The 14,988-nt window shown below is 72.6% G+C and carries 15 protein-coding genes and 1 rRNA gene; all 16 read left to right on the top strand.

What is annotated here, in order from left to right; genetic code table 11:
* Positions 1 to 36 precede the first annotated feature (36 nt).
* Positions 37 to 153: ribosomal RNA gene (gene rrf / locus J2S59_RS13585) — 5S ribosomal RNA — on the top strand.
* Between the two features lie 80 nt (positions 154 to 233).
* On the top strand, positions 234 to 1,247 hold the full coding sequence (locus tag J2S59_RS13590; protein WP_306825217.1) for an HAD-IIA family hydrolase: 1,014 nt from the start codon (positions 234 to 236) through the stop codon (positions 1,245 to 1,247).
* Between the two features lie 61 nt (positions 1,248 to 1,308).
* On the top strand, positions 1,309 to 1,503 hold the full coding sequence (locus J2S59_RS13595; protein ID WP_068119211.1) for a hypothetical protein: 195 nt from the start codon (positions 1,309 to 1,311) through the stop codon (positions 1,501 to 1,503).
* Between the two features lie 7 nt (positions 1,504 to 1,510).
* Entirely contained in the window at positions 1,511 to 2,338 is an 828-nt protein-coding gene (locus J2S59_RS13600) for a TlyA family RNA methyltransferase (protein ID WP_068119215.1), read from the top strand.
* Complete coding sequence (locus J2S59_RS13605; RefSeq protein ID WP_068119218.1) at positions 2,335 to 3,321, top strand: NAD kinase; 987 nt, start codon at positions 2,335 to 2,337, stop codon at positions 3,319 to 3,321. The genes J2S59_RS13600 and J2S59_RS13605 overlap by 4 nt, the downstream gene beginning before the upstream one ends.
* Positions 3,314 to 5,002, top strand: coding sequence for a DNA repair protein RecN (gene recN / locus J2S59_RS13610; RefSeq protein ID WP_068119220.1), 1,689 nt, complete (start codon positions 3,314 to 3,316; stop codon positions 5,000 to 5,002). Before J2S59_RS13605 ends, recN begins: the two co-directional genes overlap by 8 nt.
* A gap of 27 nt (positions 5,003 to 5,029) precedes the next feature.
* Complete coding sequence (gene steA / locus J2S59_RS13615; RefSeq protein WP_068119221.1) at positions 5,030 to 6,229, top strand: putative cytokinetic ring protein SteA; 1,200 nt, start codon at positions 5,030 to 5,032, stop codon at positions 6,227 to 6,229.
* Positions 6,226 to 7,155, top strand: coding sequence for a copper transporter (locus J2S59_RS13620; protein ID WP_181641713.1), 930 nt, complete (start codon positions 6,226 to 6,228; stop codon positions 7,153 to 7,155). Before steA ends, J2S59_RS13620 begins: the two co-directional genes overlap by 4 nt.
* A gap of 72 nt (positions 7,156 to 7,227) precedes the next feature.
* Positions 7,228 to 8,916 (top strand): CTP synthase, encoded by a 1,689-nt coding sequence (pyrG, locus tag J2S59_RS13625; protein WP_068119228.1) that lies wholly within the window; start codon positions 7,228 to 7,230, stop codon positions 8,914 to 8,916.
* A 4-nt stretch (positions 8,917 to 8,920) separates the two neighbouring features.
* Positions 8,921 to 10,033: an alanine dehydrogenase gene (gene ald / locus J2S59_RS13630; protein ID WP_068119231.1), complete on the top strand. Its 1,113-nt coding sequence runs from the start codon at positions 8,921 to 8,923 to the stop codon at positions 10,031 to 10,033.
* On the top strand, positions 10,030 to 10,971 hold the full coding sequence (xerD, locus tag J2S59_RS13635) for a site-specific tyrosine recombinase XerD (protein WP_503124980.1): 942 nt from the start codon (positions 10,030 to 10,032) through the stop codon (positions 10,969 to 10,971). The genes ald and xerD overlap by 4 nt, the downstream gene beginning before the upstream one ends.
* 283 nt (positions 10,972 to 11,254) lie before the next feature.
* Positions 11,255 to 12,256: a ParA family protein gene (locus J2S59_RS13640; protein ID WP_370871540.1), complete on the top strand. Its 1,002-nt coding sequence runs from the start codon at positions 11,255 to 11,257 to the stop codon at positions 12,254 to 12,256.
* A complete protein-coding gene (locus tag J2S59_RS13645) occupies positions 12,237 to 12,608 on the top strand; it encodes a hypothetical protein (RefSeq protein ID WP_370871493.1) in 372 nt (123 codons plus the stop codon). The genes J2S59_RS13640 and J2S59_RS13645 overlap by 20 nt, the downstream gene beginning before the upstream one ends.
* An 80-nt stretch (positions 12,609 to 12,688) precedes the next feature.
* Positions 12,689 to 13,543 (top strand): segregation and condensation protein A, encoded by an 855-nt coding sequence (locus tag J2S59_RS13650; protein ID WP_220138609.1) that lies wholly within the window; start codon positions 12,689 to 12,691, stop codon positions 13,541 to 13,543.
* On the top strand, positions 13,540 to 14,148 hold the full coding sequence (gene scpB, locus J2S59_RS13655) for an SMC-Scp complex subunit ScpB (protein ID WP_068124543.1): 609 nt from the start codon (positions 13,540 to 13,542) through the stop codon (positions 14,146 to 14,148). Before J2S59_RS13650 ends, scpB begins: the two co-directional genes overlap by 4 nt.
* Positions 14,145 to 14,942: a pseudouridine synthase gene (locus J2S59_RS13660; RefSeq protein WP_306825219.1), complete on the top strand. Its 798-nt coding sequence runs from the start codon at positions 14,145 to 14,147 to the stop codon at positions 14,940 to 14,942. The genes scpB and J2S59_RS13660 overlap by 4 nt, the downstream gene beginning before the upstream one ends.
* Positions 14,943 to 14,988: the final 46 nt, after the last annotated feature.

A 14,988-nucleotide genomic window follows, 5' to 3' on the forward strand; every position in this document is an offset into this window, starting at 1 on the left:
TTGCGGTCGGTGAACCGATCGACAATTCCATAGAGTTTCGGCGGCCATAGCGATGGGGAAATACCCGGCTCCATTCCGAACCCGGAAGTCAAGCCCTTCAGCGCCGATGGTACTGCGACCGGGAGGTCGTGGGAGAGTAGGACGTCGCCGGACAATTCTTTGGTAGAGGCCACCCCTTTTGGGGTGGCCTCTACGCTTTTGTGCACCCCTTTTCGGCTCAGCGGAGGTACTCGGTGTCCACGGCACGATTGCGCGCGAGCGCGGCACCCGCGACGGCGTACGACCTGGTGATGCTCGACCTCGACGGCGTGGTCTACATCGGCCCCGACCCGGTGCCGGGAGCTGCCGAGCACCTCGCGGCGGCGCGTGCCCAGGGAGCGCACCTGGCGTTCGTGACCAACAACGCGGCCCGTCCGCCCGCCGTCGTCGCCGAGCACCTGGTGGCGCTGGGTGTCGAGACCGGCGCCGGGGAGGTGGTCACCTCCGCGCAGGCAGCGGCGCGGTTGGCGGCCGACCAGGCTCCGACCGGGGCACCGGTGTTCCTGCTCGGCGGCGACGGTCTCGAGGTGGCGCTGTGGGCAGAGGGCCTGGAGCCGGTGGAGGATCCCGGCGCCGACCCGGTGCTCGTGGTCTCGGGGTTCGCGCCGGAGATCCGCTGGCGCACCATCATGCGGGGCGCGATGCTCGTGCGCGACGGGGTTCCGTGGATCGCCGCCAATACCGACTCATCGGTCCCGACGCCGGACGGCATCGGTCCCGGTCACGGCGTGCTCGTCGACATGATCGCGCGCTTTTCCGGTGTGACACCGGTCGTCGCCGGGAAGCCGGCGCGCCCGCTGCTCGACGAGACCGTACGTCGCGTGGGCGGCGTGCGTCCGCTCATGGTCGGGGACCGGCTCGACACCGACATGGCGGGTGCGCGCGCCGCACAGGTGGCCGGGATGCTGGTGCTGACCGGCGTGATGGATCTGCCCACCCTCGTGGCGGCGGTGCCGGCCGAACGTCCCGACCACCTCGCTCTCGACCTCCGCGGGCTGCTCGAGGACCAGCCGGCGGTGGCCCCGGACGCCGACGGGGCCGTACGCCACGAGGGCTGGACGGTCTGCGTCGTCGACGGGTCGGTCCGGGTGGATGGCCGAGGTGACGTGCAGGACTGGTGGCGCGCCGTCGCAGTCGCGGCATGGGCACACCTCGACGCGCACGGGGCGGTGGCGGGGGTTGCTGGACTGACCCCCCCGTCCCGGTAGCGTGCTGCCCGAAGAGGCGCAGCGGGCCACGGTGAGCCCAGGACCAGACAGGAGCGGTGCGGTGGACCTCGAGATCGACGACGAGCGTGAGCCCGCGCGGCTGACACCGACCGGCCACCCGGAGGTCGACGCCGTGCTCGACACGATGATCGACCTGCCCGAGCGCCCCGTCGCCGAGCACGTCGCCGTGTTCGAGAACGCCCACGAGACGCTGCGGCGTACCCTCGCCGGCGCCGGACAGGCCCAGGAGGGCTGAGCGGGCCATGCCCCGACGTCTGCGGCTCGACGCCGAGCTGGTCCGCCGGGGGCTCGCGCGTTCGCGCGACCAGGCCGGCGAGCTCATCGCCGCCGGGCGGGTGACGGTGGCCGGTGCCGTCGCCACCAAGCCGGCGACCGCAGTGACGACCGACGTCGCGATCGTCGTCCGCGACGACCCCGACCGGCCCGACTACGTCTCCCGCGGGGGACACAAGCTCGCGGGTGCGCTCGCGGCGTTCGTCCCGCAGGGTCTCGTGGTGGCCGCCCGCCGCTGCCTGGACGCGGGAGCGTCCACGGGTGGGTTCACGGACGTGCTCCTGCGCGCCGACGCGCGCGAGGTGCTGGCGGTCGACGTCGGCTACGGACAGCTCGCGTGGAGCCTGCGCCAGGACCCGCGGGTCGTGGTCCACGACCGGACCAACATCCGCGACCTGACGCTCGAGCTGCTCGGCGGCCCGGTCGACCTGGTCGTGGCCGATCTGTCCTTCATCTCGCTGCGGCTCGTGCTCGCGCCGCTCGCGGCGGTGACCGCGCCGGACGCGGACCTGGTCCTCATGGTCAAGCCACAGTTCGAGGTCGGCAAGGACCGGGTCGGCAAGGGCGGCGTGGTCCGGGACCCGGCGTTGCGCGCGGAGGCCGTCGCCGACGTCGTCGCCGTGGCCCGTGAGCAGGGCTGGGGCGCTCGCGCGGTCGCGACGAGCCCGCTGCCCGGTCCGTCGGGGAACGTCGAGTTCTTCGTCTGGTTGCGGCGCGGTCCTGGCAGCGTGAGCGACGAGGACATCGCGCGCGTCACCGAGGACGTGTCGGTGCCGGGTGAGAGAGTGGCGCCATGAGCGACGTACGCCGGGTGTTCCTGCTGGCCCACACGGGCCGGGAGGAGGCGTGTGCCGTCGCGCGCGAGTTCTGCTCGCGGCTGCTCGACTCCGGGCTCGTCGTCCGGATGTCACCGACCGAGCTGGCCGACCTCGAGCTGTCCGACTCTCGCATCGAGGGCATCGAGCCCGGTCCGGCGGCCATGCGGGACTGTGAGCTGGCCGTGGTGATCGGCGGCGACGGCACGATCCTGCGCGCCGCCGAGCTCACCCGCGGCACCGACACCCCGCTGCTCGGTGTCAACCTCGGCCACGTCGGCTTCCTCGCGGAGGCGGAGTCCGACGACCTCGAGGTCACTCTCGACGCGGTCGTCCATCGCCGCTACACCTACGACGAGCGGCTGACCATCGACGTCGCGGTCTACCAGGACAAGGAGCTCGTCGCGCAGACCTGGGCGCTCAACGAGGCCAGCGTGGAGAAGGGCACGCCCGAACGGATGCTCGAGGTGGTCGTCGAGGTCGACGGCCGTCCGCTGTCGCGGTGGGGCTGCGACGGCGTCGTGTGCGCCACCCCCACCGGTTCCACCGCCTACAACTTCTCCGCCGGCGGCCCGATCGTCTGGCCCGACGTCGAGGCGATGCTGCTGGTGCCGCTGAGCGCGCACGCGTTGTTCGCCCGCCCCCTGGTCGTCGGACCGTCGTCGGTGCTGGCGATCGAGGTGCTCGCCAACAACAAGGGCTCCGGGGTGTTGTGGGCCGACGGGCGCCGCACGGTGCCGCTGCCGCCGGGCGCTCGCATCGAGGTACGCCGCGGGCAGCACCCCGTCCGCCTGGCGCGGCTGCACGAGGCGCCCTTCACCGACCGGCTGGTCGCCAAGTTCGCCCTGCCCGTCGGGGGCTGGCGCGGGGCCGCCGAGCAGCGGATGCAGCGACGTCTCGCTGAGTCCATTCTCGAGGAGTCCCGCCGCGAGGACCCGACCGGCCGCGAGGGCGCGGATGCTTGAGGAGCTGCGGATCACCCAGCTCGGCGTGATCGAGGAGTCGGTGCTCGAGGTCGGTCCCGGTCTCACCGTGATCACGGGTGAGACCGGCGCCGGCAAGACGATGGTGGTGACCGCCCTCGGCCTGCTGCTCGGTGGGCGGGCCGACGCCGGCGCGGTGCGCGCCGGAGCGGCGGCCGCGCGTGTCGAGGGGCTCCTCGCCCTGGACCCCGACGCCACGACCGCGGTCGACGAGGTCGGCGGCGAGGTCGAGGACGGTCGCGTGCTGGTGGCACGCCAGGTCTCGGCCCAAGGACGCTCGCGCGCCTACGTCGGGGGAGCGGCGGTCCCGGTCGGGACGCTGGCCGGCATCAGCGCGCCGCGGGTGGCGGTCCACGGACAGTCCGACCAGCACCGGCTGCTGCAACCCGACGCCCAGCGCACCGCGCTCGACTCCTACGCCGGGCCGAAGGCCGCGGCGTTGTTGGCCGACTACTCCACGCTCTACGCGCGGCTGTGCGCCGCCGAGCAGGAGCTGAGCACGACGAAGGCCGGCCTGCGCGAACGCGCGCGCGAGGCCGACGTGCTGCGCTTCGGCCTCGAGGAGATCGCCGCCGTCGAGCCGGTGCCGGGAGAGGACGTCACGCTGGCCGCCGAGGAGGCGCGCCTGGGCCATGCAGACACCCTGCGCACGGCCGCCGAGTCGGCCCGCACGGCGCTGAGCGGCGACGGTGACACCGCCGACGTGCTCGGCCTGGTGGCCACGGCCCGCCGGGAGCTGGAGGGCGTGCGCGAGCACGACGCCGAGGCGGGCGCCCTGGCCGACCGCCTGGCCGAGGTCAGCTATCTGCTCTCCGACCTCGCTGCGGATGTGGCCTCCTACGCCACCGGGGTCGAGATCGACCCGGCGCGCATGGCTGCGGTCTCCGAGCGCCGGGCGGCCCTGACCGCACTGCAGCGCAAGTACGGCGACACGGTCGACGAGGTCCTCGCGTGGTCGGAGCAGGCGTCGCAACGACTGCTGGCGCTCGACGGGAGCGAGGACCGCGTGACCGCGCTGGAGTCGGAGGTCGCGCAGCTGCGCGAGCGGGTGGCGACGGGGGCGCAGCAGCTCAGCACCCTGCGCCGCAAGGCGGCCACGGCGCTCGCGAAGGCGGTGACGGCGGAGCTCGTGCAGCTGGCGATGCCACACGCGCAGGTCGAGGTCCGGCTGACCCAGCGCGACGAGCCCGGGCCCCACGGCATCGACGAGATCGAGATCCTGCTCGCGGCCAACCGCGGCAGCGAGCCGCGTCCGCTCGGCAAGGGCGCCTCCGGTGGTGAGCTCTCCCGGGTCATGCTCGGCATCGAGGTCGCCCTCGCCGACACCCGCCCGGTGCCCACCTTCGTCTTCGACGAGGTCGACGCCGGCGTGGGTGGGAAGGCGGCGGTGGAGATCGGTCGCCGGCTGGCCCGCCTGGCGACCCAGGCCCAGGTGTTGGTGGTCACCCATCTGCCCCAGGTCGCGGCCTTCGCCGACCGTCACGTCGTCGTCGCCAAGAGCCACGACGGCACCATCACGACCTCCAGCCTGCAGCACCTCGACGACACCGAACGGGTCCGTGAGCTGTCGCGGATGCTGGCCGGTCTCGAGGACTCCGCGACGGCGCTGGCCCACGCGGAGGAGCTGCTCGCCACGGCCCGGGCGGAGCGGTCCGGAGCCTGACCAGGTGCGTGGCAGGATTGCCGCGCCATGAAGTTCTGGACCCGCAAGCCGCCGGCACCCGAGCTGCCCGGGACGCTCGGCACGATCCGGGTCGACCGCCGCACCTCGGCTGCCCTGTTGCGCGCGCGCCCGGGCGACATCCTGGTGCTCGCCCACCGCGACCTGGACCGGGAGACGGCGTACGCCATCCTCGCTCGGGAGGTGGCGGCGGTGGTCAACACGCGCCCGTTCATCTCCGGGCGCTACCCCAACCTCGGTCCGCAGGTGCTGACCGACGCCGGGGTGGTCCTGATCGAGCTGGACGACGAGTCCCTGGTCGCCACCCTGCGCGACGGTCGGAGCGCACGCGTCCACGAGGACCGGTTCCTGGTCGAGGAGGAGCTCGTGGCGACGGGTCGCGTCCTGACCTCCGAGCTGGTCGCCGAGGAGATGGAGCTCGCCCGCACCGGACTGGTCTCCCAGCTGCAGAGCTTCACCCACAACGCGACGGAGTTCCTCCGCCGCGAGCAGGACGTCCTGCTGCACGGTCTCGGCGCGCCGACGCTGCGCATCCCGATGGCGGGGCGCCCCGTCCTCGTCGTGGCCGGGGGGCCCGACACCGACCGCGAGCTGCGCGGGCTGCGCCGGTTCGTCGCCGAGCAGCGCCCGGTCGTCGTCGGCGTCGACACCGGGCTCGACGCCCTGGTCGCGGCGCGGGTCAAGACGCACGCGGCCGTGGTCGGGAAGACGGGGTTGGCCGAGGTCAGCGACGAGGGACTGCGCTGGGCGCCCGAGGTCGTGCTCCACACCGACCGCACCGACCGGGTCACCGGCGGTGAACGTCTCGAGTCGCTGGGGATCCGGCCGTCGCGCTTCGCTTCCGAGGCCACCACGGAGGATCTCGCGCTGCTGCTCGCCGACCTGGGAGAGGCGTCGGTGGTCATCTGCCTCGGGACCCACGCCACGCTCGACGAGTTCCTGGATCGCCAGCGTTCCGGGCTCGCGAGCACGTTCCTGACCCGCCTGCGGCTGGGGCCGCGCCTCGTCGACGCGGACGCGGTGCCGACGCTGTACGGCGGACGGACCCGCGGGTGGCAGCTCGCGCTGGTGATGGTGGTGGGGATCCTCGCCCTGGCCATCGCGGTGGCCACCACGCCCGTCGGCAACGCGTGGTTCTCCGACGCCGCGCATGCCCTCGGCGACTGGTTCGGCGACACCTACGACAGCTGGTTCGGGGACGCACCATGATGACCTTCCGCTACCACATCGTCACCGTCGTCTCCGTGTTCCTCGCCCTCGCGGTGGGGATCGCCATCGGTGGCGGCCCGCTCAAGGGCGAGGTCGACAACTCCTTGGTCACGCAGGTCGAGACCGACCGGCGCACCATCGCCACCCTGGAGTCCCAGCTCAGTGCGGCGAAGACCACGGCCGACTTCAACGCGGCCGCGGCCGGCGCCGTGGCGCCGTTGGTCCTGGGCGACCGGCTGGCCGGCCACGCGGTGGCGGTCGTCGCGCTGCCCGGCGCCGACCCGGCGACCGTCGCGGCCCTCGGTGACACCGTGGTGTCGGCCGGAGGCACGCTGGCAGGGAGCTACCGGGTGGCCGCGGCACTGCTCGACGAGGAACAGCGTCAGCTCGTCGACGACCTGTCCGCGCAGTTGGCCACCGAGGTGCCCGACCTGGCCGCCGACACCGACGGCTACGCGCTCACCGGCGCCCTGCTCGCGCGCGCGATCGCGACCAGCGAGGACGCGCCGCAGGACGCCGACCAGGTCACCAGCGCGGTGCTCGCCGGACTGAGCACCGCCGGCCTGGTGATGGCCGAGGAGGCTCCTGAGCAACGCGCCGACCTGGTCCTCCTGGCCGCGGGCCCGGCGCCGGAGAGTCAGCTGCCTGGCGGCGCGGCGGCGGCACTGAGCCCTCTCGTCGGAGCGCTGGCCGAGGGCGCCGCCGGCGTGGTGCTCGCGGGACCGACCCGGGCAGCGCGCCCGGGCGGTGTGCTCGCCCTCCTGCGCGACGACCTGCGCACTGCCGGCCGGGTCTCGACCGTGGACTCCGCGCAGCTCGTGCTCGGCCAGATCGTGACGGTGCTCACCCTGGAGCGGGCGCTTGCCGGCGAGGTGGGTCATCACGGGGCCGTCGACGCGGCGGACGGCGCGGCGCCGGGATCGTGACCGTGCGGCGGTTGGTAGGGTGAAACCCCGTGGACGCACTCGCGCCACACCACGCCGACCACGGGAGCATCGTTGGCCGCAACGCATGTCACCAAGCACGTCTTCGTCACCGGCGGGGTCGCTTCCTCGCTGGGCAAAGGCCTGACGGCCAGCAGCTTGGGCAGTCTGCTCAAGGCGCGTGGCCTGCGGGTGACGATGCAGAAGCTCGACCCCTACCTCAATGTCGACCCCGGGACGATGAACCCGTTCCAGCACGGCGAGGTGTTCGTCACCAACGACGGGGCCGAGACCGACCTCGACATCGGCCACTACGAGCGCTTCCTCGACGTCGACCTCGTGGGCTCGGCCAACGTCACGACCGGCCAGGTCTACTCCAGCGTGATCGCCAAGGAGCGTCGCGGCGACTACCTCGGTGACACCGTGCAGGTCATCCCGCACATCACCAACGAGATCAAGGACCGGATCCGCGCGATGAGCGGACCCGACGTCGACGTGGTGATCACGGAGATCGGTGGCACCGTCGGCGACATCGAGTCCCTGCCGTTCCTCGAGGCAGCCCGCCAGGTGCGCCACGATGTCGGTCGCGGCAACTGCTTCTTCCTGCACGTCTCGCTCGTCCCGTACCTCGGCCCGTCGGGGGAGCTGAAGACCAAGCCGACCCAGCACTCGGTGTCGGCGCTGCGTTCCATCGGCATCCAGCCTGACGCGATCGTGTGCCGCGCGGACCGGCAGATCCCCGAGTCGGTCAAGCGCAAGATCTCGCTGATGTGCGACGTCGAGGACGAGGCCGTCGTCACGGCCGCCGACGCACCCTCGATCTACGACATCCCCAAGGTGCTGCACTCCGAGGGCCTGGACGCCTACGTCGTACGCCGCCTGGACCTGCCGTTCCGCGACGTCGACTGGACGGTGTGGGACGACCTGCTGCGCCGGGTGCACCACCCGGCCGAGGAGGTCACCGTCGGGCTCGTCGGCAAGTACGTCGACCTGCCGGACGCCTACCTCTCGGTCGTGGAGGCGCTGCGGGCCGGCGGCTTCGCCCGCGAGGCCAAGGTCAACATCGAGTGGATCCCCTCCGACGAGTGTGCGACTCCCGAGGGTGCGGCTCGCCGGCTCGGTGAGGTCGACGCCATCTGCGTGCCGGGAGGGTTCGGCGTACGCGGTCTCGAGGGCAAGATCGGCGCGCTGACGTTCGCGCGCACCCACAAGATCCCCACGCTCGGGCTGTGCCTGGGTCTGCAGTGCATGGTGATCGAGTACGCCCGCAACGTCGCCGGACTCGAGGGCGCGGACTCCACCGAGTTCGACCCGACCTGCGAGGTCCCCGTGATCGCGACCATGGCGGAGCAGAAGGCCTATGTCGACGGTGCTGGTGACCTCGGCGGCACGATGCGTCTGGGGCTCTATCCGGCTGCGCTGAAGTCAGGCTCGGTGGTACGCGAGACCTACGGCGGCGCGGCGAAGGTCGAGGAGCGCCACCGGCACCGCTACGAGGTCAACAACGCCTACCGCCCGCAGCTGGAGGCAGCCGGCCTGGTCTTCAGCGGCACCTCGCCCGACGACACCCTTGTGGAGTACGCCGAGCTCCCGGCCGACGTCCACCCCTACTACGTGTCGACCCAGGCACACCCGGAGCTCCGCTCCCGTCCGACCCGCCCGCACCCGCTCTTCGCCGGGCTGGTCGGCGCCGCCATCAAGCGCCAGCGCGAGCTGCTGATCCCGCTGGACGACGCGTCACTGCGGCGCCCGGTGGAGGACTGAGAACGTGCGGATCGGGGTGCCGCGCGAGGTCAAGAACCACGAGGACCGCGTCGCGCTGACACCCGCCGGGGTCGACGAGCTCGTCCGCCGTGGGCACAGCGTCGTGGTGGAGACCGGGGCGGGAGCGGGCTCGCTGATCAGCGACGCGGACTACCGCGCCGCCGGCGCCCGGATCGGCACCGCCGACGAGGCCTGGGCCGAGACCGACCTCGTGCTCAAGGTCAAGGAACCGGTGGCCGAGGAGTACGCACGGCTTCGGCCCGGCGGGGTGCTGTTCACCTATCTGCACCTCGCCGCCGACCGGACGCTCACCGAGGAGCTGGTGGCGCGCGAGGTCACGGCCATCGCCTACGAGACCGTGCAGCTGGCTTCGGGCACGCTTCCGCTGCTGCTCCCGATGTCGGAGGTCGCCGGACGCCTCGCCCCGCAGGTCGGAGCGCAGTCGCTGCTGCGTCCCGAAGGCGGCCGCGGCGTGCTCATGGGTGGGGTGGGCGGCGTCGCCGGGGCCCGGGTGGTCGTCATCGGCGCCGGGGTCGCCGGCCAGCACGCGGCCGACGTCGCGATCGGCATGGGGGCCGAGGTGACGGTGCTCGACACCGACGTCGACAAGCTGCGCTCCATGACCTGGCGCCACGGCACGCGCGTGCGCGCGATGGCCTCCAGCGCACTGGCGATCCGTGAGGCCGTGCTCGAGGCCGACCTGGTGATCGGTGCGGTGCTCGTGCCGGGCGCCCGCGCTCCGGAGCTGGTCGACAACGAGCTGGTGGCGCGGATGCGTCCCGGTTCGGTCCTCGTCGACATCGCCGTCGACCAGGGCGGTTGCTTCGAGGACACCCGACCCACGACCCACGACGCGCCCACCTACCAGGTGCACGGGTCGACCTTCTACTGCGTGGGCAACATGCCCGCGGCCGTGCCGACGACCTCGACCTACGCACTGACCAACGCCACGCTGCGCTACGTCCTGGCGATCGCGGACAAGGGCTGGCGACCGGCGCTCGCCGCCGACCCCGCGCTGGCGCTGGGTCTCAACACCCACGCCGGACTGCTGACCAACGCTCCCGTGGCCGCGGCGCACGGCCTCGATGCGGCCCCGCTCGCGGAGGTCCTCGGCTGAGCCAGACCCGCCCCGACGCGCTGCACCAGGCGGTCCGGACCTACCTCGACCACCTGGTGGTCGAGCGCGGCCTCGCCCCGAACTCGGTGGCGTCCTACCGGCGGGACCTGCGTCGCTACGTGGCCCACCTCGCCCGCCAGGGGGTGAGCGACCTGGAGGCGGTGACCGAGGCGCTGGTCGTCGGCTTCCTCGCTGCGCTGCGCGAGGGCGACACCGATCACCCGCCGCTGTCGGCGACCTCGGCCGGCCGCGCCGTCGTCGCCGTACGCGGGCTGCACAGGTTCGCGCTGCGCGACGGTCTGACCACGCACGACCCTGCCGCCGACGTCCGGCCGCCGCCTCCGCCGAAGCGACTGCCGAAGGCCCTGAGCATGGGCGACGTCGAGGCGCTGCTGGCCGCAGCGGGGGAGCCGGAGAGCACGCTGGCGATGCGGGATCGAGCGCTGCTCGAGACGCTCTACGGCACGGGTGCGCGCATCTCGGAGGCGGTCGGGCTCGACGTCGACGACATCGACCTGACCGAGCAGACCGTCCTGTTGCGCGGCAAGGGCGGCAAGGAGCGGCGGGTGCCGGTCGGACGCTACGCGTGCGAGGCGCTCGAGGCCTACCTGGTGCGCGCACGGCCGGACCTGCAGGCGGTCGGGACGGGTACGCCGGCGGTGTTCCTCAACAGCCGTGGGGGCCGGCTGTCGCGGCAGAGCGCCTGGACGGTCCTGACGAAGGCCGCTGACCGCGCCGGCATCACGGCCGAGGTGTCCCCGCACACCTTGCGACACTCCTTCGCCACACACCTGCTCGACGGCGGCGCGGACGTGCGAGTCGTGCAGGAGCTGCTGGGGCACGCATCGGTGACGACCACCCAGATCTACACGCTGGTGACGGTCGACAGCCTGCGCGAGGTGTACGCCGCGGCGCACCCACGCGCCCACCAGCAGTGACACCGCCCGCGCCTCGGTCGTCCACAGAGATGTGCACAGGGGCACCGTCGCCTGTGCACCCCGACCGGGGCTCGTGCACAGATCGCCAGGCGGTCTGGGGTTAACCGGCGTTCGTGTTGTGGGGACCTGACCCGCGGGTCTAGGGTCGCCCGCGACTCGCAGTCGCCGAGTCGACAAATCTCCGCCCGGGTAGCGCCGGTCACCGAGCCGATCGAGAGGTGGACACATGGTCGATGGGGGAGCTCCCGCAGGTCCCGGCGCACACGGGGCGAGCGCCCCGTCGATGCCACCGCGGTTCCGTCCGCCGCACGATGTCGCTGCCTCGACGCGCGACGACGTCGCTGGCCCGGAGCCACTGCCCTTCCGGCCACCCGCCGCACCGACTGTCGGCGGCACCCCCGAGACTGGACCCGTGAGCAACGAGCAGCCCGTCCTCGGCCCCACCGGACGCCCCCTGCCGGTCCTCCCGGAGCCCGCGCCGGTGACCAGCCACGGTCCGGCGCGCGTGATCTCGCTGTGCAACCAGAAGGGCGGCGTCGGCAAGACCACGACCACCATCAACCTGGGCGCCGCGCTCGCCGAGTTCGGGCGCAAGGTCCTGCTGGTCGACTTCGACCCGCAGGGCTCGCTGTCGGTCGGGCTGGGTCTCAACCCCCACGAGATCGAGCTGACCGTCTACAACCTGCTGATGGAGCGCGACGTCGAGCTCTCCGACGTGGTGGTCCCCAGTGGTGTGCCCGGCATGGACCTGCTCCCGTCCAACATCGACCTGTCCGCCGCCGAGGTGCAGCTGGTCCACGAGGTGGCGCGCGAGCAGACCCTGCAGCGCGTCCTCCAGCCCGCCATCGCCGACTACGACGTCATCCTCATCGACTGCCAGCCCTCCCTCGGCCTGCTGACGGTCAATGCGCTGACGGCCTCCGACGGTGTCATCGTGCCGCTCGAGTGCGAGTACTTCGCCCTGCGCGGCGTCGCGCTGCTCAAGACGACCATCGACAAGGTCAGCGAGCGGCTCAACCCGAAGCTGGAGATCGACGGCGTCCTCGGGACGATGTTCGACGGGCGCACCCTGCACGGCCGCGAGGTGATGGAGCGACTGGTCGAGGCCTGGGGTGACAAGGTCTTCCATACGGTGATCCGCCGCACGGTGAAGTTCTCCGACTCCACGGTCGCGGGCGAGCCGATCACGTCGTACGCCTCGTCCTCACCGGGTGCCGCGGCCTACCGCGATCTCGCCAAGGAGGTGCTGGCGCGTGTCTCGACGGGTGAGCCTGCCCGCGGCTGACGACCTGTTCCGGCCGACCGCCGAGCCCCCGCAACCCCCGCCCGCCGAGGCTGCGCGCCCGGCCGCCGAGCCCGCGCCGGCTCCGGTGGAGCCTGCTCCGGCCGAGCCGGCCGAGCAGGCACGCCGCCGGCCGTCGGGCCGGGTCCGCCACGACGAGAAGATGACGGTCTACATGACCGCCGCGGAGCTGGTCGAGCTCGAGCAGACCCGGTTGCGGCTGCGGGCCGAGCACAGCCTGGCCGTCGACCGTGGCCGGCTCGTGCGCGCGGCGATCGCGATCGCGTTGGCCGACCTCGACGAGCACGGCGAGGACAGCCAGCTGATGCGACGGCTGCGCGAGACCGGCGCGTGAGCGGACCCACGCCGGCGGCGGAGACGCCGCTCGCCGAGCTGGCCGAGGCTCCCACGGCCGCTGGGGAGACGGCCACCGAGGTGGCGCCCGACAGCGCGGAGGGCACGCCGGCCTTCCAGGTCCATCTGGCCAACTTCGAGGGCCCGTTCGACCTGCTGCTGAGCCTGATCGCGAAGCACAAGCTCGACATCACCGAGGTCTCGTTGGCGAAGGTCACCGACGAGTTCATCGCCCACATCAAGGCCGCCGGTGAGGTCTGGGACCTCGAGCAGACGACGTCGTTCCTCCTGGTCGCCTCCACCCTGCTCGACCTCAAGGCGGCCCGGCTGTTGCCCCAGGGCGACGTCGAGGACGAGGAGGACCTCGCGCTGCTCGAAGCGCGTGACCTGCTCTTCGCACGGTTGTTGCAGTACCGCGCCTTCAAGCAGGTCGCGACAGTCCTCGAGACCCGCCTGGCCGCGGAGGGCAAGCGGTTCCCGCGCGCGGTGGGGCTCGACGAACGCTTCGCCTCGCTCCTGCCGGAGGTGCTGATCGGCCTCGGACTGGAGGAGTTCGCCGCGCTCGCCGCGCGCGCGATGCAGCCCAAACCGGAGCTCGAGCTCTCGCTGCAGCACATCCACGCCCCGACCGTGAGCGTCCGCGAGCAGGCCGAGGTCGTCGTCGAGCGCCTGCGAGCGCGCGGGTCGATGACCTTCCGCGCCCTTGCCGGTGACGCCCCCGACACCCTGACCAAGGTGGCGCGGTTCCTCGCGCTGCTGGAGCTGTTCCGCGAGAGCGTCGTGTCGTTCGACCAGGTGACCCCGCTGGGTGAGCTGACGGTGCGCTGGACCGGCGCCGACGACGCCGAGGTGACGATCACCGACGAGTTCGACGGGGCTCCGCCCGACGAGGACTCGCCCCTGCCCGACCTGACTGCTGTGGAGGAGGACGCGTGACCGAGGAGACGACCCTGGAGGTCCCGCTGGTCGCGTTGCGACCGGCGGTGGAGGCCGTGCTGATGGTCGCCGACCAGCCGTTGGACGCCACCAGCCTCGCGACCGCGGCCGGCTACCCGGTCGAGGAGGTCACCCGGGTGCTGGAGGAGCTGGCGGCGGAGTACGACGAGCAGCAGCGTGGCTTCGAGCTGCGTCACGTCGCGGGCGGGTGGCGCTACTCCACCCGCGAGGAGTACGCCGCGGTGGTCGAGAAGTTCGTGCTCGAGGGCCAGCAGGCCCGGTTGACGCAGGCCGCGCTGGAGACGCTCGCCGTCGTCGCCTACATGCAGCCCGTGAGTCGGGCCCGGGTCTCGGCCGTGCGGGGGGTCAACGTCGACGGCGTGATGCGCACGCTGCTCACCCGCGGGCTGGTCGAGGAGGCCGGCACCGACGGCGAGCATGGGGCGCACCTCTACCGCACGACGACGTACTTCCTCGAACGCATCGGGATCACCTCCCTCGACGAGCTGCCCGACCTGGCGCCGTTCCTGCCCGAGATGAGCGACATCGACTTCGACCTCGACGCGACGATGGGGTCGGTCGCCGCGGTGGACGAGGCGCCATGAGCGAGCACCATGCAGGCGGCAGCGACGAGACGCCCAGCCCGGACGAGACCGGCGACGACCGGCTGGTGCGGCTGCAGAAGCTGCTGGCACAGTCCGGGGTCGCGAGCCGGCGCCGGTGTGAGGAGCTGATGCTCGCCGGCGAGGTGGAGGTCGACGGGGAGGTCGTCACCCGCCTCGGCACCAAGGTCGACCCGACGACCGCCGTGATCCGGGTGAGCGGCAAGCGTTTGCCGCCGCGCAGCCCGCACGTCTACCTCGCCCTCAACAAGCCGCGCGGTGTCGTGTCGACGATGTCGGACCCCGAAGGGCGCCGCAGCCTCGGTGACGTGGTGGCCGACCGCCCCGAGCGGCTCTTCCACGTGGGACGCCTCGATACCGACACGTCGGGCCTGATCCTGCTGACCAACGACGGTGACTTCGCCCAGCGCCTGGCGCACCCGTCGTACGAGATCGACAAGGTCTACGTCGCCGAGGTCGAGGGCGAGGTGCGGCCCGCCACGCTGCGCCGGCTGCGCGAGGGCGTGGTGCTCGACGATGGACCCGTGCAGGTCACGCGGGCGCGCCTGGTCGAGCGCGGTGCCGGCGGCGCCAAGGGGCGCTCGATCGTCGAGGTCACGCTGCACGAGGGCCGCAACCGCATCGTGCGACGCCTGCTCGACCACGTCGGACACCCCGTCCGGCGCCTGACGCGCACCAGCATCGGACCCGTCGTGCTGCGCGGCCTGGCGAGCGGGGAGCTGCGCGAGCTGACCAACGACGAGCTCGGCGCCCTGCTCGACGGCGCGGGGATGTAGGCCCGCTAGCCTGGCGTCCGGCAGACAACCTGGTGAGGAGACACGA

Source organism: Nocardioides massiliensis, from assembly GCF_030811215.1.
In the GTDB taxonomy this organism is placed as follows: Bacteria; Actinomycetota; Actinomycetes; order Propionibacteriales; family Nocardioidaceae; genus Nocardioides_A; species Nocardioides_A massiliensis.